The sequence below is a fragment of the Methanohalophilus profundi genome (assembly GCF_004137855.1).
In the GTDB taxonomy this organism is placed as follows: domain Archaea; phylum Halobacteriota; class Methanosarcinia; order Methanosarcinales; family Methanosarcinaceae; genus Methanohalophilus; species Methanohalophilus profundi.
In genome coordinates this window covers 1027596-1048079 of the sequence record NZ_QBKB01000002.1, presented here as the reverse complement: position 1 = coordinate 1048079, position 20484 = coordinate 1027596, and the positions used below count along the sequence as shown (strand labels likewise).

Sequence of the window (20484 nt, the reverse complement as noted above, 5' to 3'; positions counted from 1 at the left end):
TATCCCAGACGGATGTTTATGTGAAAAATCAATATATAATTTATCATGAATAGAATATCCTGAATCTGGTCTATTGATTCTGGTATCCATTGATTTACGTATAACAATATGATCGTTTGAATCAGTGATCTCAAATCCCGATTGATTGTATATCATCGTAGTAAAATACTGTTTACCTTTGAATTTCGGCAATCTTGCTTTCTTATCCCCATTCTTTCTCAAATTGAAGAAAGACTTATAATCACTATCAAGACACTTCAAAGTACCCTGTAATACTTTGGAATATACCCAGTTATATTCAGGATATTTTTGTTTGAGACCAGGTAATCCATTTTGTTGTTTAACGTAACTGATTCTGGTTTTGTTTTTATATGCATCACGACGTTCACTCAATCCAAAATTATATACAAGCCTACATTTTTCAGAAATATCCCACAGGACAGATTCCTGTTCGGGAGTAGGTTTAATATGGATTGGTAACGTTAATTGCATATAATATTCCCACACATATAAATGTATTAAAACTATTAAAATGTTAGTATCCGTTATCGTTTTTTCACGTTATGGAACGCTTTCATCCCCCACCTGGCAGCCGTTGGCTGCTTGAGGAGGGGGACTTCTCGTTTAAGATGTTAATATATTATATCAGGGTTTTCTGTAACAAGACCGGGGCAAACAATGACTACAAAAAGGACAATCCATCCCTCCTCCAGAATATACGGCTCATCAACTGTAGGTGCAGATTCCATCATTCTTGAAAACACTATTCTTGGCTATCCTGAACACAGCATCCTGATGGAGATTCTGGACAATGACCAGCAAATCGAGGATGCTGATTTTCCCGGCTGCAGTATTGGTCCTGAATCAATTGTCAGGCCGGGTTGTACAATTTTTAGCAATGTTTCCACGGGTAGTAAATTCAAGACCGGACACAACGTAATAATCCGGGAAAATACCACCATCGGGGATAATGTGCTGATCGGCACCAATGTTATTATCGATGGCAATGTAACGATAGGTAATAATGCGAGTATCCAGGGCAATGTCTATATCCCCACGGATGTTGTGATCGAGGATAATGTCTTTATCGGCCCCTGCGCTGTGCTGGCCAATGATAAGTACCCCATACGCAAACAATTTGAAAATAAAGGACCTGTGCTGCGAAAAGGTTCATCCATCGGTGCCAATGCCACCCTGATGCCGGCAGTGGAAATCGGAGAAGGGGCAATGGTTGCAGGCGGTGCGGTTGTCACAAAGGACGTTCCTGCCTGGAAACTTGCCATGGGCGGCCCGGCTACAATTACAGATTTGTCCGAGGACTTGAAAACTTTAAATAATATTTGAATTGTCTAATACAACGATACCTGTAAACTCACTTATGAAGGCATGATATTCTAATGATCCCCATAGCAAAACCCCTGATTGGAGAGGCGGAAGTTGAAGCTGTCTCTTCTGTGTTACGGTCCGGAATGATCGCGCAAGGCCCCAAAGTTGTGGAATTCGAAGAGGCGTTTGCCGAATATACCGGGGTGGAACATGCGATTGCTGTGAATTCCGGGACTGCCGCTTTGCATGTATCCCTGCTGGCTAATGGTATTGGTCAGGGGGATGAGGTGATAACGTCTTCTTTTTCTTTCATTGCAACCGGCAACTCCATCCTTGCCACAGGTGCAACTCCCGTATTTGCGGATATCCGACCGGATACGTTCAATATAGACCCCGAGGCTATTCTGGAAAAGGTCACTCCCAAAACAAAAGCCATCATGCCGGTTCATCTGTATGGGCAATCTGCTGACATGCAGGCAATTATGGAAATTGCAGAAGATCATAATCTTGCAGTGATAGAGGACGCATGCCAGGCACATGGGGCTGGTTTTAATGGGAAAAGAGTGGGTTCTTTTGGCACCGGGGCTTTCAGTTTCTATCCCACCAAGAACATGACCACGAGTGAAGGTGGCATGATTACCACTGATGACGTGCAGGTGGCAGAGAAGGCACGAATGATCCGGGCGCATGGTTCAAAACAGCGTTATATGCATGAACTTATGGGGTATAATTACAGGATGACGGATATTGCCGCAGCCATCGGTCTGGTTCAACTTGGCAGGATTGATGAATTCAATTCCGCCCGTCAAACGAATGCTTCCCTTCTTACAGATGGTTTGAGAGGTCTTGATTATATCACTACGCCGGTTGTAAGAGAGGGATGTGAACACGTTTATCACCAGTATACTGTCAGGACGCAAAATCGGGACGCTCTGGCAGACTACCTGAAGGATAACGGTGTGGGTTGCGGTATTTATTATCCGATCCCCATCCATAAGCAGCCCCTGTACAGGGATTTGGGTTATACGGACGATCTGGCGGAAACTGAAAAGGCAGCTGAAGAGGTACTGTCCCTGCCGGTGCATCCGGCAGTGGAAGAGAAGGATATTGAACACATAATTACAACTATTAAAAACTGGGAATGATTCGATGTTACGAGTAGGTGTTGTCGGTACCGGAGCCATGGGGCAGAACCATGTGCGCATCTATCATGAGATGGAGGGTGTGGAACTTGCAGGGATTGCGGATGTGGATGAGCAAAGGGTCAACAGTCTTACAAAACAGTATAAAATTGAAGGGTTTACCGATTACAGGCAATTATTTGACAATGACCTGGATGCCGTGAGTATCGTGGTGCCCACCAAGTTACATCGTCAGGTGGTATTCGAGGCACTGGAAGCGGGGCTGGATGTGCTTGTGGAAAAACCCATCGCGGATACCATTGAGAACGCCAATGCGATGATCGCAAAGGCCGAGGAAGTTAACAGGAATCTCATGGTGGGCCATATCGAGCGGTTCAATCCGGCAGTGCTGAAACTGAAGGAAATTATTGATTCGGGTATCCTGGGCAAGATCGTATCCATATCCACACGCAGGGTAGGTCCCTATAATCCGCGGATCAGGGACGTGGGTGTGATCCTGGATATCGGGGTACATGATATCGATATAATTTCCCATCTTTATGATAAGAATGTCAATCAGGTACATGCAGTGGCAGGGGCGGATATCCATCCCTTTGAGGATCATGCCAGTGTACATCTGCGCCTGGATCACGATCTGACAGGGTTGGTGGAGGTCAACTGGCTGACTCCTCACAAGGTGCGTAAATTGACCGTGGTGGGGCTGGAAGGTGTGGCCTATCTGGATTATATCGACCAGACCGTGGAGATCCATGATGAAGGCTGGGTTCGCTATGCGAAAGTGGAAAAGGCCGAACCCCTGAAAAACGAATTGAGTCATTTTATTCATTGCCTGATAAACGGACAATCTGCCCATCCCTGCGGGGAGGAAGGCAGGCATGCGCTGGAAGTGTGTCTGGGTGCCATTTGTTCCTATACTGAGGAAAAACTGGTGCAGATCGAATATTGAAACGAGGCTGGATTACCGGTGGAATATATGGCGGTTGACAAAAAATTCCTTGAAGAATATTTGATGAATGGCGATTTTATAATTTCAGATCATGCACGTATAAGAATGTTCCAGAGGAATATTTCAACTGATGATATAATCCAGGCAATATCCCATGGTGAGATTATTGAAGATTATAGTGATGATGAACCCTGTCCATCAGCCCTTTTACTGGGGTTTGTGGCAAAAAAGGCGCTTCATGTGGTTGCAGGACAGTGTAGGGACCATATCAGAATTATTACTGTTTACCCGCCGGCAAAGGATAAATGGATAGACTACAAAGTAAGGAAGGATAACCAATGATACCTGATAAATGCAGTTTCTGCCATGGCAGACTTGTTGAAGGCAAGACCGAGTTTGTGGTGAAAGTGGGAAATACGGTACTTACCATCAAAGACGTTTCTGCCTATGTATGTGAAGAGTGTGGAGAGGCCTACTATACTCCTGAGGTTTCAAGGAAGATAGATAAAGTCATGAAAAAATTCCATGAATCCAAATTATTAATGCATCCCGTGGCAGCCGGAGAGGTTAGCCTGAACGAGGTCTGTGCCTGAGATGTTGCGGGTCTCGTTTTACTAAATCTACTTACTGATTAAAAACAGGTTATAACATGGATAAATTACAATCATTACTTGAAGAACGTGGACCGATCAAAAAAATAGGTGTGATAGGGATGGGTTATGTGGGTATTCCCGCAGCAGCCCTGTTTGCCGATTCCCCGGAATTCGACAAGGTGCTGGGTTTCCAGCGCGATTCTCCAACTTCCGGCTACAAGATCGATTTGCTAAACCACGGGGAAAGCCCCCTGAAGGGCGAGGAGCCCGGACTGGAGGATTTATTGCGGAAGGTAGTTGAAGCAGATAAATTCGAGTGCACTCCCGATTTTTCCCAAATCGGCGAGATGGATGCAGTAACCCTGGCCATCCAGACCCCGTTCAAGGACCCAAAGGACCTGCTGCCGGATTTCTCGGCCCTGGAGGCGGGTATTCGCCATGTAGGCCAGTACCTGCGGCCCGGTATGCTGGTGGTGCTGGAATCTACCATCACTCCCGGAACCACTACAGGCATGGCCAGGGAGATCCTGGAAGAGGAATCCGGTTTGAAGGCGGGCGAGGATTTCGCCCTGGCCCATGCACCGGAGCGGGTCATGGTGGGTCGCCTGTTGCAGAACATCCAGGAGCATGACCGTATCGTGGGCGGGATTGATGATGTCAGTACCCGGCGGGCTGTGGACCTGTACGAGCCGGTGCTCACAAAGGGTCGTGTGATCCCGATGTCCGCCACTGCAGCCGAGGTCACCAAGACCTCCGAGAATACGTTCAGGGATTTGCAGATCGCCGCTGTCAACCAATTGGCCCTGTACTGTGAGGCCATGGGGATCAATGTCTATGATGTGCGGGAAGGCGTGGCCAGTCTCAAGGGCGAAGGCATCACCCGTGCGATCCTGTATCCGGGAGCCGGTGTGGGCGGCCACTGCCTGACCAAGGACACCTATCACCTGGAGCGCGGTCTGCAGATAGCCAAACAGGCAGACCTCGATTTCCCTGAGGAACCGTCCCTCTACGTCACAGCCCGCCATATCAATGATTTCATGCCAGAGCACATGTACAATCTGACAGTGGAGGCCCTGGAGCGTATCAATAAGAATATCGCAAATTCAAAAGTGGCAATCCTGGGCTGGGCGTTCCTCAATGACTCGGATGATGCCAGGAACACCCCGGCAGAGCCCTATCGCGATTTATTGATCGAGGCAGGCGCAGACGTTAGGGTACATGACCCGCATGTCCTGCAGTATCCGGATGTGGAAGTTTCGCAGGATATGGAGGAAGTGCTGGGCGGTGTGGATGCAGTGGTGATCTTTGCAGGCCACAGGCAGTATTATTCCCTGGAGCCCCGGCAGTTGCAGGAGTTGTCCGGACAGACTCATCCTGTTATCGTGGACGGCAGGAATGTGGTGGAGCCGGATGCTTTTATTGATGCAGGGTTTGTGTATTAGGGGATTGGTAGGGGAGATAAGAACGGGCATGATGTTGTAAATTAAAGCGTAAAACCCCGATGTTTTTAGGATCGCATGAAATCGGAAATTTCATACATATATATGTCACAATTGTATCACGGATACAGTGTTTTTCGTGATTATATAGTAGAATTAGCTATTTGCAGAAATCTGGTTCAGTATGTTCATATTACGAATGTCATCTGAGAAGGAATTTAAGTCCATCCTTGGTGTTTCGAATGTAACCTGAGCATTACTTGCAAATTTCATCAGATTCTTTAAGAATTCAAAATCGTATTCGCCTTCCCCAATCGCTAAATGTTCATCCTTCTCATAATTCAATCTGCCATCTGCAATATGAAAATAACAAGGATTTAATTCCATAAATTCCAATATAAAATCTTTGTAATTGAGCCCTAAACTAATTGCAGCTTTGACTGCATGATTCAGGTCCAGACAGAGTCCAAATTTTGATCCCATCAACGATTCAATCTGCTCCGGCCAATAACCTATCATTTGCTCATCATAAAGTCCCACTTTAGGCATATTTTCAATTAAGATCCTATCATCATTTATCATTTGCAGAAAGTCCAGCGATTTGTTAATAGAACCAAACCCCGGATGCAAAACCAGATATTTTGCATTCAGTTTATCAGCCCATTCTATACATTCATCAATGACTTGAATATTAAAATCCCATTTACTCTCATCAGCAATGTTGAATCCGTGTCTTTCAGTAGTGATATGTATCACATACGGAACATCCTGCTTCAGGAACGGATATATTTCAGTATTTGGAATAGGTGTGAGCTCAATATACTGGAAGACATCTTCTTTAATAAGGCAAGCAGCTTTGTCAATAACATCTGCATTGGTAGACCAGAGCTTCAAACCAAAATTCATTCAATCAAATCCCATTTCAAAGGAGTTCCTGGTTTAATATCTGTTCGTGCTTTTTTGCCTATTACGGAAGAAAGATGAGATGGGTGCAAACCAAATCCGGGTCTTATGGAACGTACATTATTATCGGTAAAAACATCTCCTTTTTTTATATCATTCACTACAAAAAGAGAACGTGAGAACTCCCGGCTCCTTTTTATTTTCTCTGTAAGCTCATAACTAACTTCCCCCAGTGCTTTTTCAACCTCTCTTACAGAGTCAACCATATCTTTGAATTCATGAGGCTCAAGTGAAAACTGAGCATCCGGTCCACCAATGTTACGGTCCAGTATGAAATGTTTTTCAATTATTTTAGCACCGAGTGCAGTAGCAGCTATCGGCACGGATGTCCCAAGTGTATGATCTGATAGTCCTACAACCGTTTTGAAAGTATCTTTGAGGTTTGGAATTGTATTGAGGTTTATTTCTTCAAGAGGAGAGGGATATGTCGAAGTACATTTTAAAAGTGCTATTTGTTTATTGCCCATCCGTTTACATGCATTTACTGCTTTTTCAATATCTGCGAGTGTGGCAATACCTGTAGAAATTATTACAGGTTTTCCTTTCGATGCAACATATTCTATGAGAGGAATATCTGTGATTTCAAATGAAGCGACTTTGTAAGCAGGAATATTCATTTCTTCAAGAAAATCTACTGCAGTTTTATCGAATGGAGATGAAAAAAATATAAGCCCCATCTCTTCAGCTATTTTCTTGAGTTTGGGTTGCCATTCCCATGGAGTGTATGCTTCCTTGTAAAGCTGGTACATTGTCTTTCCGTCCCAGATGGTACCCTGTTTGATCTGGAAGTATTCGTTGTCACAGTCCATAGTAATAGTATCTGGAGTATATGTTTGGATTTTGACAGCGTCAGCCCCAGATTCTTTTATGGCTTTTATTGTATCGATTGCCAGGTCATAATTTTGTAGATGGTTGGCAGATAGCTCAGCGATTATGAGAGCAGGGTTTCTATTTCCGATAGACTTGTTTCCAATATGAATGTTCATATAGGTATCTCCTTATCATTTGTGAGACCCATCACAATTACATCATGCCAACTTCCATTTTTTAAAACAAATTCTTTCAGTCTCCCTTCCTGAATAAAACCTGCTTTTTTATAGAAATTTATAGCTCTTTCATTGTTCTCGATCACTTCAAGTTTTAATGTATGGAGTTCATATAATGAAAAAGACAATTCGATTATGAGGTTTATAAGAATACTGCCTCTATTTTTTAGTTTACAATTTGGATTGTTGTATATTCCTAAGTAAGCGTTCTTATTTCTAAAATCAATTTTATTTAGATAAATAACCCCAATATGTTCTTCTTTTTTATTACTAACAAGCCAATAACAATTTTTTGTATCCAATTTTAGACTATTTATAAATTGAGTGTGTTCTTCTGGCGATATTAATGAATCTGAGTACATCCATTTCCGAACAGTTTCACTATTCCTCCATTCCCTTATGCTGTCTTTTTCTTTTTTATTCAACTCTGTAAAATTTATTAATACAAAATCTCCAAAATCATGCTGCTTTTTGAATTTCATCGCAAAACCCTCACAGATTTGAAAGCTTCAACATATTCAAACCCAACTTTAATTCCCCAATTCTTTGCACTTAGATTGATTCCTTTCAATGATCTTGGGTGTGGATATTCTCTGAGTTCAGATTTGTAAGCACTCATAGCTTTTATTTTGGATTCAATAGAACTGCTTATATCAAAAAAAACATCAGGTGAAAAGCTAAGAGGATAGTTCCATTCTGTAGATGATAACACTTCAAAAGAATATATTTCTTTTACAGATTCATCTGGTAATGGTCTAGTTGCTGTTAATACAGCTTTGTATGTTATTTGATGATCAATATTTAAATCATCTTTGTAATGAGTAAATATTATATCTGGTTTAATTTCTGACTTCACTTCTTCTATAACTTTTACAACATCAAGTAATGGGATGTTATCAAATCGATTGTCTGGAAAATCATATAGGAATGTATCTTTTACACCAATTAATTCATTTGCTCCCTTAACTTGCCCTTTCAGATTAGATAATTCTTGTTCTCTTTTGCTTCTATCTCTTGAATCATCTCTTGAAGTGACTCCTTCACCCAATATTAGTGTATAAGCTTTATGACCTTCATCAACCAGTCTTTTGACAGTACCTCCGCAACCCAGTATTTCATCATCTGGATGGGCAGCAATTACTAAAATTGTTTTATTTGTCTTCAACAACATCAAACCTTCCTGTAAGTTTATCTCCTTTCTTATGGATATCTGAAAAAAGAATCTTGAAATTTCCAATTTTTAGGAATGATTTAGGATAGCCTTCACCATCAAGCATTCTTATAAAGTCATATATGTCATCATAATTCTTAAAATCCGGTTTTGAAATGTCACTTTCAGAAGGTGTCCTTCTTTTGAAAAAAACGGGTTCACCGCTTTGATATTGTGGTTCTGGAGATTTATCAACTATATAATTTATCATTTCAAAAATAATATTAGAAGCTTCCATGAATATTTCTTCTGCGCTACCAAGTCCAATGTAAAAATCTTTTTTAATATAAACTTCGCCAGCATCCAGATTTTGTTCAACCTTTATTGCTGATATTTTTGTATTGTAGACTTTTCTTAAAATTAAATTTTGTAAAGGGCTTCCACCCCGTCCATAAGGTAAATCTGTAATATGGAATACCACACATTCAAAATTAGTATATATTATTTCAGGAATAATCCATGACCAGTGAGGGAAAAAAATGTATTCTGGGTCATGCTGTTTTATAGTCTCATAATTTAAATCATCTTTTTTCGTAATTATTAATACATCGTATTTTTCGCAATATTCCTCTTTGAATTTCAATGCATTTTTTATATTCCAAGATTTTATAGTTGCAATTATTATTTTATTTTTATTCATATATATTACTCTTTCATTTGCTCATTCTTATAAACTGTATTGATTACAAGATACGTTCCTTTTTTCCAGTAATATTTCACACATCTCAAAATCAAATGGTTCATCAATATCTATTGATTCTTTATCCTGCATTACTACAAAACCAATACTGTTTCCCACAAGGAGATTCTGTTCCATCAAAACTTCTCGTTTGAAAATATAAAATGCACCATTTTCTTTAAACAGTGGTTTTGTCAATTGACGGTTTTTCAATATTTTAGGATATAAGCGTTCATATCCATTCTCATTCTCAATCCAATAGTGTCCCTTATCTTCAACCACGCTTATGACAGAATCAAATTTTCCTTTACTAATAAGTTTAATTCCCTCTGATATCCTTTCATTGCTCAGTAAAGGCGATGTGGGATATAATAAGACAATGATGTCTGGATAATAATTCTCCTCTTTTTCAAGATACTCTACAGTATGCTGTAATACAGGTAATGTAGGAGTTTCATCCCTTGCAAGTTCTTCAGATCTGATAAAGGGTATCTCTGCACCAAAATTTTTAGCAACATCTGCAATTTCAGCGTCTTCGGTAGATACAATTACCCGATCGAGTTCGTCTACTTCCAATGCAGTTTCTATAATATGACCTATAAGTGGTTTCCCACACAGTTCTTTGATGTTCTTTCTGGGGATACCTTTTGACCCTCCCCTTGCAGGTATTATTGCAACGGCTTTGATGCAGATCACCTCAAATATTTATTTCCATTCTTTTAGAGTATTTACCACGTACTCTACGTCTTCTCTTTTCATTCCTGGGTGTATTGGAAGAGTAACAATTCTATTAAATACATCCTCTGTTTCAGGATAATCTCTTTCATTGAAATTAAAATTATTACGGTAATAACTGAAATGATATGATGGTATATAATGGACGTTCACACCAACTTCATTCTTTCGCATGTATTTGAAGAATTCATTCCTACTAATTGATTCATCAAGTAATACCGTGTAAATATGCCAGCCGTGAACCACATTTTCTTTGGTTATCGGTCTTTCAACAAACTCACAGCCGTCCAGTAATTCATTATAGAGATGTGCAATCTCATTTCTCCTCTCAATAAAATCATCCAATTTTTTCAGTTGAGAAATGCCAAGGGCTGCCTGAATATCTGTCATCCTGTAATTGCGGCCAAGAATATTCATGTCATAAGCCCATCCTGCATCAGGCCCATATCTATCGGTTGCACTTTTGTCAATTCCATGGTTATGCAAAAGACGGACCCTCTCTGCAAGTTCAGCATTGTTTGTGACTACTGCTCCCCCTTCCCCTGTAGTAATTGGTTTTACAGGATGGAAACTAAAAACAGTAAGATCTGCAAAGTTACCAATCTTTTTTCCATGATAACTTGCACCAAGGCCGTGCGATGCATCTTCAATGAGATACAGATCGAACTCTTCTGCAATCTCTTTTATTTTATCTATTTCGCATGGTTGCCCGGCATAATCAACAAAACTTATGGCCTTTGTATTGGAAGTGATCTTACGTCTAATATCATCAGGGTCAATATTTCGGGTATCCTTTTTGATATCCACAAAAACAGGTTTTAAATTATTATAAATCAATGAATTGCTTGTAGCAACAAAAGTAAAAGGGGTTGTGATCACTTCTGCACCATTGGGAAGATTAAGGGAAGCCACTGCTATATCCAGTGCACTCGTGCCGCTATTAACGACTGTGGCATAATCACATCCCACATACTCGCAAAGAGAATCTTCAAATTGCTTGACTTTAGGACCAGTAGTCAACCAATCACTTCTTAATACATTAATAACTGCTTCGATATCCCTTTCATCAATAGACTGGTGGCCATAAGGAATCATTTCAAAACCTCAAAGGCAATTGTGTCATTTTTATCCTCCGGGCTTAGGCTAAAAACGATCAAACTTGCTTCATTCTCTGTTCCATTATATACAGCATGTGCGACACGGGGAGGGATATATATTATGGAAGAAGAACTGGTAGAAGTATCCAACACTACCTCTTCCAACTCTCCTGATTCAACATCTCTCAGATACAAAGTAATTTTTCCTGCAACTGCTGCAATCCATTCTTCCTTATGTTTATGATAATGATTTGCCCGCATTTTACCAGGATTTACAGAAACAACATAGGTATGAAGACAATTAAAAGGTTCATCTTCATAGTTCATAGAGACCAGTTCGGACAACCAGCCATCTTCCCGGATATGTTTCTGTCGGGACAATTGTTCATAAAACATAGAATCATCAATACATTTCTTTAAGATCTTCTGCAGTAAGCCACTCTGTATTTATGTCACTTGAATATCTGAAACCTTCATGAAGATCGTTTCCATCAACATTTGCATTTTTATCCCAGAAAGGATGCTCGGGCTCTATTACAAAATAATCTGAAAACTCTTTTGCGTGTCTGGCTTCATCTTCAGTAATCATTATCTCGTGAAGTTTTTCCCCTGGTCTGATGCCGGTAAACTCTTTATTGGCTTCTGGTGCAATAGCATCAGCAAGAGCTGTTATCTTCATACTTGGAATTTTCGGGATAAATATTTCTCCACCCTGCATTTTTTCCATTGAATTAATTACAAAATTCACGCCCTGATCCAGGGTCAGCCAGAACCGTGTCATTTTTTCATCGGTAATCGTCAGGGTTCCTTCTTCCTTTTGTTTTAGGAAAAGAGGTATCACACTACCCCGGCTTCCAACCACATTTCCATATCTTGTACAGCTAAATTTTGTCTTCCTTTTCCCGGAGTAAGTGTTTCCCTGCACAAACAGTTTCTCAGCAACCATTTTGGTTGCTCCATATAAGTTCACAGGATGAACAGCCTTATCCGTACTAATAGCCATCACTCTTTCGACATTATTATCGATGGCTGCATCAATCACATTTACAGTACCATCAATGTTGGTACGGACTGCTTCAATAGGATTATATTCACAGGCAGGCACCTGTTTTAAGGCAGCAGCATGCACAACAATATCCACATCGTTCATTGCACGGTAGAGACGTTCCTTATCTCTGACATCACCAATTAAAAATCTTAACCTTTCATCCTGAAACTTCTGTTGCATTAGATACTGGTTATATTCTCCTCTTGAATAGATTCTTAATGACTTTGGACTGTAATTGTTTAGTATTATTTCAGTGAATTTGTGTCCGAAAGAACCGGTTCCACCTGTAAGAAGAATGTTTTTCCCATCGAAGATATTTGTCATAATAATCCCATTATAGATTAGTAAATTAATGTTGTATAAAACAATCTTCTATTAAAAAAAGATTGCTAACCAAAACAATGTGAAGTATCACAACGTATAGTCAATAATATATTTATATAAAGAATCTTTAGTAGAACCAGTTACATGACCCAATCACATCTTTTTGCCCGTAGAGTAGGACTTGTCGGCTTAACCCAACTAGTTGTAGGTTTACAAGGATTGGTTCTGCTACCAATCCTGACAAAAAACCTTTCCATTGAAAATTATGGTATATGGGCACAAATAATGGTAACCATTGGTATCGTTCCCCAAATTGCACTTTTTGGTCTTCCCTATACAATGGTTCGCTATATCCCTGCTATTGAACACAAAAATGATTTGCAGGAGACGTTTTATTCTATATTTACTATTGTAATTTCATCAACCATATTCTCTTCAATCGCATTATATCTTTTTTCTGAGAAAATTGCGAATATTCTGTTTGAAGGAAACCTGCTGGTCGCCCAGATACTGGTAGTTATTGTTTTCTTTGAATGTTTGATACTCTTTTTCATAAATTATCTACGAGCAAAACAGTACATAAAAAAATACTCGACCATAATGTTGGCCAAGACCGTATTGATGATTTCCATAATTGGTTATTTTGTATTCAGTGGATATGGGATCACCGGTGCAGTATATGGTTTACTTCTTATTGATGTAATATTATTTCTAATTTTAACAATCCTGGTTTATAGTGATGTGGGTTTTGCAGTCCCTCATTTCCATAATATGAAAGAATATCTCAATTTTGGAATTCCCACTGTCCCAGGTAACCTTTCAAGTTGGGTGGTAAACTCCAGTGACCGTTATGTGATTGGCATTTTACTCGGTGCATCTTCGGTTGGTTATTATTCTCCAGGTTACGCACTTGGAGGGATGGTGAGAATGTTTGTCTCACCTCTCACGTTCCTGTTGCCTTCCATTCTTTCAGAAAATTATGACAAAAAACAAATTGAAAATGTCAAACATATACTTGGCTATTCTTTCAAGTACTTCATGATAATCGCAATACCTGCCACTTTTGGGTTATCGATATTGTCCAAGCCTCTATTAACAATACTTTCAACACCGGAAATTGCAGAAAAAGGATATTTGATAACACCTTTTGTAGCTGTGAGTATGCTTCTATTTGGAGCTTATGCAATAACAGTGCAAATTATAATTCTTGAAAAACAAACACATATCAGCGGTAAGATCTGGATAATTGCTGCAATATTTAACCTTGTATTGAATTTCCTCCTTGTGCCTTATATCGGGATCATCGGAGCAGCTTTTACAACCCTGTTAGCATTTGGTTTCAGTTTCATAATAGCGTTTATTTATTCCAGCAAAATGCTTCCTTTTGATATGAGCCTGCGTCCAATATTAAAGAGTCTATTTTCCTCTTCAGTAATGGCCATACCAATAATTATCTATGAGCCAGCAGGATTGTACAATATATTATTGATTATTGCATTGTGTGCTGCTATATACTTTGTATTGATGTATGCATTAAAGACATTCAGGGATGAAGAAATCTTGTTCTTTAAGTCCCTTGTACATCACAGATAATTCGACTTTTACTTCTGCGATAATCCAGACAAAAATTCCGCTATCCTGGATTCCCAGTCTGGCTCCCAGAAATACGAGGAGTCTGCTGTAGAATATCCCTATTTAGGATTCAAAATTGCATCTCTCAGTTCCTCACATGCAGAAAATTTGTATCCGATTGAATCCGGGATTGAATTATTTTGCAAGACAAGGATTCTTTTATCGGTGTATGCCATAGCTTCAAAGAGTGTTGTAGAATTATAGCCTACAATTATTTTGGTTGATGCTATGAGTTCATATATATCATCATAGGTCTTTATTAGTATATTTTCATATTGATCAAGTTCCTCATACCGTTCTCTAAAAGGTACTTCTCCGGGATGTAGTTTGAAAATAATTGTTCTTTCCGGGAACTCTTTTGAGAGATATGTAGCGATTTTGACCATTTTAGGAGTGACCGTCCCCTGGGATATTATTAGAATCGAATTTGGATCAACAGTACAATTCTTATCATGATAATCTCTGGAACTATTGAAGGAAGGATTTCCAACAGTTACTACTTTGCTTGGTGTCTGGATTTGTTCGTTCCAGTATTTACCAAAAGTAAGATAATAATCGGGCAAGTATTCTTTAGCAATTAATTGCGCATCTCCTGTTGGATAATTATACGCGTGATGTTCCTTACCAACATAACCATGTTGTAATTCAATCGTAGTAATTCCATTTTCTTTTAAACTTTTGATTATTTCTCCATGGGTTGAAAGATAGGAGGCACAGTGTATGAAAGCAATCTTTCCATCCAGACGATTACTAATTTTGTTAGTGTGAGATTTTATGTATTTTATGCTGTGGAAACTTCTATCCAATATTTTATTCAACTGGGGGTAATGATCCGGAATTGAAAATGATTGGCATACCAGCAATGTGAATTCTGAAATTTCTTTTTCGTATTTGCCCTGTTTAAGTTGTAATTTGATAATAGCTTTTACTGCAGAGGAAAGTACAATAAAATCAAATAAATATTTCTCTTCCTTTTCCCATGGTTGTTTGGTCTGACCCTGATAACTGCTTTCAAAAATAAGAGGTTTTGAAAATAAAGACATATATGGTTCATAAAAACAATCATTATACCTGCCGGATTCTGAAAGATATCTTTTGGTAGTGGTGAACAAGGAATCATAATCTGCTTTGTTTGCAATAAAAAAAAGTTGGGTTTTCAATGCATTCATAAAAAAACGTGGTTTCAAAAAATTAGTTTTATTGGTATTTGCATGAGCCGCACAATAACCTTTGGATTCATTATTCACATATGTAAAAGTGTCTGTTCGAATAAGAGGCCATAGATGAATTCCATTGATTTCATAATTCCATAGATTTGAGTTACTTTCAATTTCAATAAATTGTTCTAATATGGTGTTATTCGAAACCATGCGCATTCACACACCTTATGATATAGTGACATTATTTTATTTAAAGTATTTTTATAATTAAAGTGTAACTCCCTGTGTCTTTAGCACCACATTTAACCGAAGATTTAATGGGAGTTTCATTTGTTTGAAATGAATACAAGTGATGCAAGTGCTACTATCTAAAAAAACAATTTAAACTATTTTTTGATATTTCAGCTCTGTAGAAACCCTTTACTCTAATTTCGGCTAATACATTATTATTTTTATAAGAAGAATCCCCCTCCAATGTGATTCTGACTAGACTAAACACAAAGAGGATGAATGTATTTTGTCAAATGATTATTTAAATTTTATCGATGCAGCTATTTCTGTAGCTGGAAAATCCATTTCCAATCTACAGTTGTAAACATTCCAAGCAAAAATATATTCAACACCAATTAATGACATTTGTATTGTTCAAAAAGTATATAAATAAAGATTATAGAAAATTTGTTAAATTAATGTATCGAGTTCAATCCAAGATTTGTATAAAACACGTACTTCACTTCACAACTTTGGATAAAATCTGCCAACAGAATATCTTCATTCTATTCGTTGAAAGGTTCATTGTAACTGGTTTTAAGATTTCAGATAAGCCTGCATGATGCAAAACATGCAAAGACATTGCTAAACTTTTAAAAAGATCATTAAAGTCAAAATATCAAGTTAAAACGTCAAATAATGAATCAATATTGTGTGGTACCAAAATTCCAACTTTGGAAAATAAATTTATGATAGAATCATTTTTATATTTATAAATATTGGCTAAACTAATGACATTTGTCTTTTCGAGTAATAACTTAGAAGTCATCAATGATGTTGATATGTCTCCAATTACATTAGTTGGAGGAGTGTCCATTAGATATAGGTAAATAATTTCTAAAGGAATAGACTGAGGGATAATCTTTTCAGAACAAATGATATCATCCAAATAATAATTTTTCTCGGCTGGATGATATTTTATCAGAGTATTAGAATTTTTTTTCTACAATTTGATTTATTATGTTCTTACATTTATTCAATATACCATTCTCTATTAAGAAGTAAGAGGGAGAAAGTATTAAAATCGTTACATTCTCTCTTTTTGAAATATTTAAATTGAATTGTTTTGTGATCTTATTAGGTAGACCAGTTGTATTTAGGTTAAAAATATCTTCGAGTTCAATAGCATTAATATTTTTTTTGCTCAAATCTATACGAATATGTTGGGGATTTAAAACCATAAACTTATCTATATATTTACATAGACCCTGTTTTTCATTTTGTTCATACCATTTACCAAATGTAAGTTTATATATATGGCGAGCTAATAATTGACGTATAGACCTAGATGGTATTTGATTTATATATGCGGCCATTCCATCTTCAACATATATATTACATCCACCATTTTGGTCATTTAAATAAGCCAGAAGCTGTCCTGAAAGACTACAATCATTAAATATGTAAAGATTATTTATCATAGTATGGTTATATTTTCTTTTTAATAATTGATTTGCTCTTTTATATTTATAAATATTTTCGATAGTACTAATAATTTTTATATTTCGTGGCTTTGATTCGTAACGCCCAGGAATTTCTATAATTTCATTAAATAAATTGTCATTCCACTCTTTGATTCCATCTATAAAATTGTCTACATTAGGAAAACTAGGTTGAATTATCAAATCATTTTCAATTTTATCATTCTTAGCAAATGCTATTGCACAAGATAATATGATATGGTATGGAGTGAAACAAATGTATACATCTTTCATTTAATAATCAACTCCCTTAATGGTCATATAAGGATTTAGTATGTATTTTTATCGGCACCTTATAATTTCTAATTTTCTATCAGTAACGAACACTAATTTTATAAAAAGATAGTAGTTTGTATATTTTGAATAGTATCGAGACTACCAAATTAGCTTCACACTTTAAAAATGTAACCTTTTTTGGTGCCATTTGGTATTTCATGAGCGTAGATCATGCATTTTATTTATACATGAACCTATTTCAAAGCATTTCTTTACTCTTTTTCCAGCACATTAGGAAACATACAATATCTTATAGAGCTTTGAAGACAACATTAAGCCTTTCATATCTGCTTGCTATCTTTCTAAATCTCATCTTCAACCCTGCAAAGAATCCCTCGATTGTACCTCTTCTTTTATATTTTTCATCCTTGAATCTTGTAGGTCCGCCCCTCTTTCTCTGTTTCTTATTCCTGACATTTACAGGAATATTACTTTTGATGACTCTGGATCTTAATTATTTCCTGATTACACGATTATCATAAGTAGAATCTGCGAGTACTTCTACTGGTTTGTCCTAGGTCTTCTTTGTGTCCTAATCTTTGTGCTTTGAATAACATCAATGAATCTTTTACTATCATTTTCATTTCCTGATGACATTATAATTGTAGAGAATATCCTTTCAATATCACACGCATGAATTTCTATTCCTTTTTTCTTTTGTGGCCATTATATGTGGTTACTTCTTCCCCCTTTTTAATCTCAATGAACTGCTATCTACACAGACAGTTTCTAATGAGGACCTGCCTTCCTGATAAGCAGTATCCTTAAGAGATTCCATTACCTGATTCCAGATTTTTTCTTCAGACGATTTTCTGAGTCTTCTTCATGCAGTTACATGGACCCATAACTATCTGGTAGTCTTCCCATCTACAACCTGTTATTAAAAAAGAATTCCATTACGGTATAAGCTCTCTTTCCTTCAGTAATCAGAGTGGGTAGTAAATATTTTATAATGTATGTTCGTTGTTCATCAGATAGTTCTACGAACTTTATTCAATTTTCTAATGATAATTGTTGCATAAGTTAGATTTTATAATCTTTGAATGCCTGCACATTATTAATTTATAATAATTATATGTATATTTCGGTTTTAATAACTATTCACATGGAATCTATACAGAAATATTTTTTGGTCTTATTCCGTATTTTGATTCAATTGTATACCTGATATATGGTATAAATTAGATTGACTATTAGAATAGATTCTTGTAACTGTCGAATCGTTATTTAAGACTTTAAAATCATGTTTGTCAAATCTTCCAATATTTTTCCAAACGCTTTCGTATATTCTCCTATCAAACATCGTAATCATCATGTACTTGTCATCAATATATGTTTTTCCCAATCTATTGTTTACATTGTAATTAAAGTGGTCTGGAACATTTTTATGAATAGATCGGCTGAATCCTAAAGTGTCTCTCCTTTCACTTTCTCCCATAATTGCATCTGCAAATCGTGGCATTGGACTAATTATATGAACAGTTAATGTCCCCTCTTTATGGTAATTTGTAAACCACTCTGCTCCTTCCATATCCATTTGAGTTACTGAAGGCGTTGGCTGCATTATATATGGAGAATTATATAGACTAAATATTGATAACATAGAAGCAGTCAAAACAATTATTCCAAACAAGAAAAACATTGACTTATAAAATTTCTTTTTTGGCATTGTCAAATATAGGAATACAAACCCCGCAAAAATTGGCGTAAAAATAGTTATGTAAGTTTTTAGTCTTTCAGCATTTATATTTTCAAGACCTGGAACGATACCAAATAAATAGACTGCATAAATAACAGCAGTAATACCTGTTATTATTGCTAATAATATTAAATAAGGATCTTTTTGCTGAACATCTTTGCTTTTGATATATATAAAAAGACTAATTATAAATAATCCTATAAATAATAAATTCGCTCCCTCCATTTTCACCAAAAGTTCAATAAAATCAGCTCCAGTTACACCAATTTTGTCTAATGTGTTTTGCATTGAGCCAATTGTATTGCTATTACTTGATCCTCTCACTAAAGAGTAATACATATTTCTTATATTTTTATGGAAGAAACCAAACAATAATACCCAATAACTAAAAATTACAATTTCAAGTATTAGATAATAGGTAGGGGCATGCTTCATTTGATCATAAATAAATAATATTTTTTCTTTAATTAATTGATATGGTTTGCTGCTGACAGATAATATATTTTTAGTTTTCATCTCTTTTATGTGCTTTTTTGGATTAAAAAATTTATTTATGTTAAGTATAGAGTAGCTCATATAAATTATGGTAATTCCTATGCATACTATAAGATATAATGATGTTATTGGATGGAAAAAAGGATATAATAGCAGTATAACTAAAAATAAAATCTTGTACTGGAATATATTTCTATTTCCTAACGTCTTAAAAAATAAAAAAAATTGCAAAGGGAAGATATAATTGAGACCATCCATTAGGCATAAGATATACATTATATGCAAAAAATACAATGACAACTGAGGATGTAGATAATATTTGTGCTTTTTTAGAAGAAAATATAGTAATTGATAATAGATATATTGCTATAACATAAAATATTGAGAATAAACCTGTACTATAATTCACAATATATTCAATATCTATGTTACCTATATGGTGCATTTGTGTTAAAAAAATATGTGTAATCGGATAAAAGTTAGTTTCAGTGACATGCCCATCCTTTAATACATCAATTATTGCTCCAATATGGCTTAAATTGTCACCTCTCCATGAATAAATTCCTCTTATATAGGGGATATATAAGATAATTACACGATTATAAAGTAGTACTAGTAAACCCCAAAGCCATAAATTATTCAATTTGTATTGATTGCTATATATTTGATATATCACAATAAAAAGCGATCCACTTATACTTATTATAAGACTTAACCATACAATCTTGGGTGTAGCAGAATATATAGATAATTCATATCCAGTCATTGGATTTTGAAAAGCAACTATTATTGCCAATGTACTGAATAGCACGGATGAGACTAAAATAAATTTTGAAATGGATGTTTTTTTTGCGTCAAACCTCGCCTTATCGTTCAAAGCAAGCAAAACTTGCAATTTCCATCTCGTAAAAGTGTTATGGTTA

23 protein-coding genes and 2 pseudogenes are annotated in these 20484 nt (G+C 36.8%); 9 read left to right on the top strand and 16 right to left on the bottom strand.

The window, feature by feature from the left end; all coding sequences use genetic code 11:
* On the bottom strand, nt 1-492 hold a 492-nt coding region (locus C9889_RS05570), incomplete at its 3' end, for an RNA-guided endonuclease InsQ/TnpB family protein (protein ID WP_164999297.1).
* A 186-nt stretch (nt 493-678) separates the two neighbouring features.
* Between C9889_RS05570 and C9889_RS05565 the strand changes: the two genes are divergently transcribed.
* The 6 genes from C9889_RS05565 to C9889_RS05540 are packed head-to-tail and all read left to right on the top strand — an operon-like array spanning nt 679 to nt 5449.
* Nucleotides 679-1344: an acyltransferase gene (locus C9889_RS05565; RefSeq protein ID WP_129597834.1), complete on the top strand. Its 666-nt coding sequence runs from the start codon at nt 679-681 to the stop codon at nt 1342-1344.
* 53 nt (nt 1345-1397) lie between these two features.
* On the top strand, nt 1398-2471 hold the full coding sequence (locus tag C9889_RS05560) for a DegT/DnrJ/EryC1/StrS family aminotransferase (protein WP_129597832.1): 1074 nt from the start codon (nt 1398-1400) through the stop codon (nt 2469-2471).
* 4 nt (nt 2472-2475) lie between these two features.
* Entirely contained in the window at nt 2476-3414 is a 939-nt protein-coding gene (locus C9889_RS05555; protein ID WP_129597830.1) for a UDP-N-acetylglucosamine 3-dehydrogenase, read from the top strand.
* 27 nt (nt 3415-3441) lie between these two features.
* Nucleotides 3442-3756, top strand: a complete 315-nt coding sequence (locus C9889_RS05550; protein ID WP_129597828.1) for a DUF4258 domain-containing protein — start codon at nt 3442-3444, stop codon at nt 3754-3756.
* The gene (locus tag C9889_RS05545; RefSeq protein ID WP_129597825.1) at nt 3753-4007 is read left to right on the top strand and encodes a type II toxin-antitoxin system MqsA family antitoxin; all 255 of its coding nucleotides are present in this window, start codon (nt 3753-3755) and stop codon (nt 4005-4007) included. Before C9889_RS05550 ends, C9889_RS05545 begins: the two co-directional genes overlap by 4 nt.
* A 56-nt stretch (nt 4008-4063) precedes the next feature.
* A complete protein-coding gene (locus tag C9889_RS05540; protein ID WP_129597823.1) occupies nt 4064-5449 on the top strand; it encodes a nucleotide sugar dehydrogenase in 1386 nt (461 codons plus the stop codon).
* A gap of 153 nt (nt 5450-5602) precedes the next feature.
* Here the strand turns inward: C9889_RS05540 and C9889_RS05535 are convergent, their stop codons facing one another.
* From C9889_RS05535 to pseB, 9 genes are all read right to left on the bottom strand, one after another.
* Nucleotides 5603-6352 (bottom strand): TIM barrel protein, encoded by a 750-nt coding sequence (locus C9889_RS05535; protein WP_129597821.1) that lies wholly within the window; start codon nt 6350-6352, stop codon nt 5603-5605.
* Nucleotides 6349-7395 carry a pseudaminic acid synthase gene (gene pseI / locus C9889_RS05530; protein WP_129597819.1) on the bottom strand — a complete coding sequence of 349 codons (1047 nt, stop codon included), beginning with the start codon at nt 7393-7395 and terminating at the stop codon, nt 6349-6351. The genes C9889_RS05535 and pseI overlap by 4 nt, the downstream gene beginning before the upstream one ends.
* Entirely contained in the window at nt 7392-7937 is a 546-nt protein-coding gene (gene pseH, locus C9889_RS05525; RefSeq protein WP_129597817.1) for a UDP-4-amino-4,6-dideoxy-N-acetyl-beta-L-altrosamine N-acetyltransferase, read from the bottom strand. Before pseH ends, pseI begins: the two co-directional genes overlap by 4 nt.
* Nucleotides 7934-8626, bottom strand: a complete 693-nt coding sequence (locus tag C9889_RS05520) for a PIG-L deacetylase family protein (protein ID WP_129597815.1) — start codon at nt 8624-8626, stop codon at nt 7934-7936. Before C9889_RS05520 ends, pseH begins: the two co-directional genes overlap by 4 nt.
* Nucleotides 8607-9305 (bottom strand): methionyl-tRNA formyltransferase, encoded by a 699-nt coding sequence (locus tag C9889_RS05515; protein ID WP_129597813.1) that lies wholly within the window; start codon nt 9303-9305, stop codon nt 8607-8609. The genes C9889_RS05520 and C9889_RS05515 overlap by 20 nt, the downstream gene beginning before the upstream one ends.
* A gap of 27 nt (nt 9306-9332) precedes the next feature.
* Nucleotides 9333-10040 (bottom strand): acylneuraminate cytidylyltransferase family protein, encoded by a 708-nt coding sequence (locus C9889_RS05510; RefSeq protein ID WP_164999296.1) that lies wholly within the window; start codon nt 10038-10040, stop codon nt 9333-9335.
* 9 nt (nt 10041-10049) lie between these two features.
* A complete protein-coding gene (pseC, locus tag C9889_RS05505; protein ID WP_129597809.1) occupies nt 10050-11174 on the bottom strand; it encodes a UDP-4-amino-4,6-dideoxy-N-acetyl-beta-L-altrosamine transaminase in 1125 nt (374 codons plus the stop codon).
* Nucleotides 11171-11503 carry a cupin domain-containing protein gene (locus tag C9889_RS05500; RefSeq protein ID WP_164999295.1) on the bottom strand — a complete coding sequence of 111 codons (333 nt, stop codon included), beginning with the start codon at nt 11501-11503 and terminating at the stop codon, nt 11171-11173. Before C9889_RS05500 ends, pseC begins: the two co-directional genes overlap by 4 nt.
* Before the next feature lie 76 nt (nt 11504-11579).
* Nucleotides 11580-12548, bottom strand: coding sequence for a UDP-N-acetylglucosamine 4,6-dehydratase (inverting) (gene pseB / locus C9889_RS05495; protein WP_129597805.1), 969 nt, complete (start codon nt 12546-12548; stop codon nt 11580-11582).
* A gap of 144 nt (nt 12549-12692) precedes the next feature.
* On the opposite strand from pseB, the gene C9889_RS05490 reads away from it, so the two are divergent.
* A complete protein-coding gene (locus C9889_RS05490) occupies nt 12693-14141 on the top strand; it encodes a flippase (RefSeq protein ID WP_129597803.1) in 1449 nt (482 codons plus the stop codon).
* A gap of 98 nt (nt 14142-14239) precedes the next feature.
* On the opposite strand, the gene C9889_RS05485 is transcribed toward C9889_RS05490, so the two are convergent.
* On the bottom strand, nt 14240-15550 hold the full coding sequence (locus C9889_RS05485) for a glycosyltransferase family protein (RefSeq protein WP_129597801.1): 1311 nt from the start codon (nt 15548-15550) through the stop codon (nt 14240-14242).
* Between the two features lie 304 nt (nt 15551-15854).
* Here C9889_RS05485 and C9889_RS10430 point away from each other — a divergent pair.
* Both C9889_RS10430 and C9889_RS11465 read left to right on the top strand, forming a co-directional pair.
* Nucleotides 15855-16080: pseudogene (locus tag C9889_RS10430) on the top strand (IS5/IS1182 family transposase); the annotation flags it as partial.
* A gap of 42 nt (nt 16081-16122) precedes the next feature.
* Nucleotides 16123-16198: pseudogene (locus C9889_RS11465) on the top strand (IS5 family transposase); the annotation flags it as partial.
* Nucleotides 16199-16229: 31 nt separating this feature from the next.
* Here C9889_RS11465 and C9889_RS11460 read toward each other — a convergent pair.
* The 5 genes from C9889_RS11460 to C9889_RS05465 all read right to left on the bottom strand — a co-directional run bounded on the left by C9889_RS11460 (nt 16230) and on the right by C9889_RS05465 (nt 20456).
* On the bottom strand, nt 16230-16499 hold the full coding sequence (locus C9889_RS11460) for a hypothetical protein (protein WP_394342232.1): 270 nt from the start codon (nt 16497-16499) through the stop codon (nt 16230-16232).
* 40 nt (nt 16500-16539) lie between these two features.
* The gene (locus C9889_RS05480; protein ID WP_129597799.1) at nt 16540-17325 is read right to left on the bottom strand and encodes a hypothetical protein; all 786 of its coding nucleotides are present in this window, start codon (nt 17323-17325) and stop codon (nt 16540-16542) included.
* A gap of 292 nt (nt 17326-17617) precedes the next feature.
* Nucleotides 17618-17794, bottom strand: coding sequence for a transposase (locus C9889_RS11455; RefSeq protein ID WP_394342250.1), 177 nt, complete (start codon nt 17792-17794; stop codon nt 17618-17620).
* A 708-nt stretch (nt 17795-18502) separates the two neighbouring features.
* Nucleotides 18503-19582 (bottom strand): hypothetical protein, encoded by a 1080-nt coding sequence (locus C9889_RS05470; RefSeq protein ID WP_129597797.1) that lies wholly within the window; start codon nt 19580-19582, stop codon nt 18503-18505.
* Nucleotides 19583-19769: 187 nt separating this feature from the next.
* Nucleotides 19770-20456, bottom strand: a complete 687-nt coding sequence (locus C9889_RS05465) for a hypothetical protein (protein ID WP_164999294.1) — start codon at nt 20454-20456, stop codon at nt 19770-19772.
* Nucleotides 20457-20484: the final 28 nt, after the last annotated feature.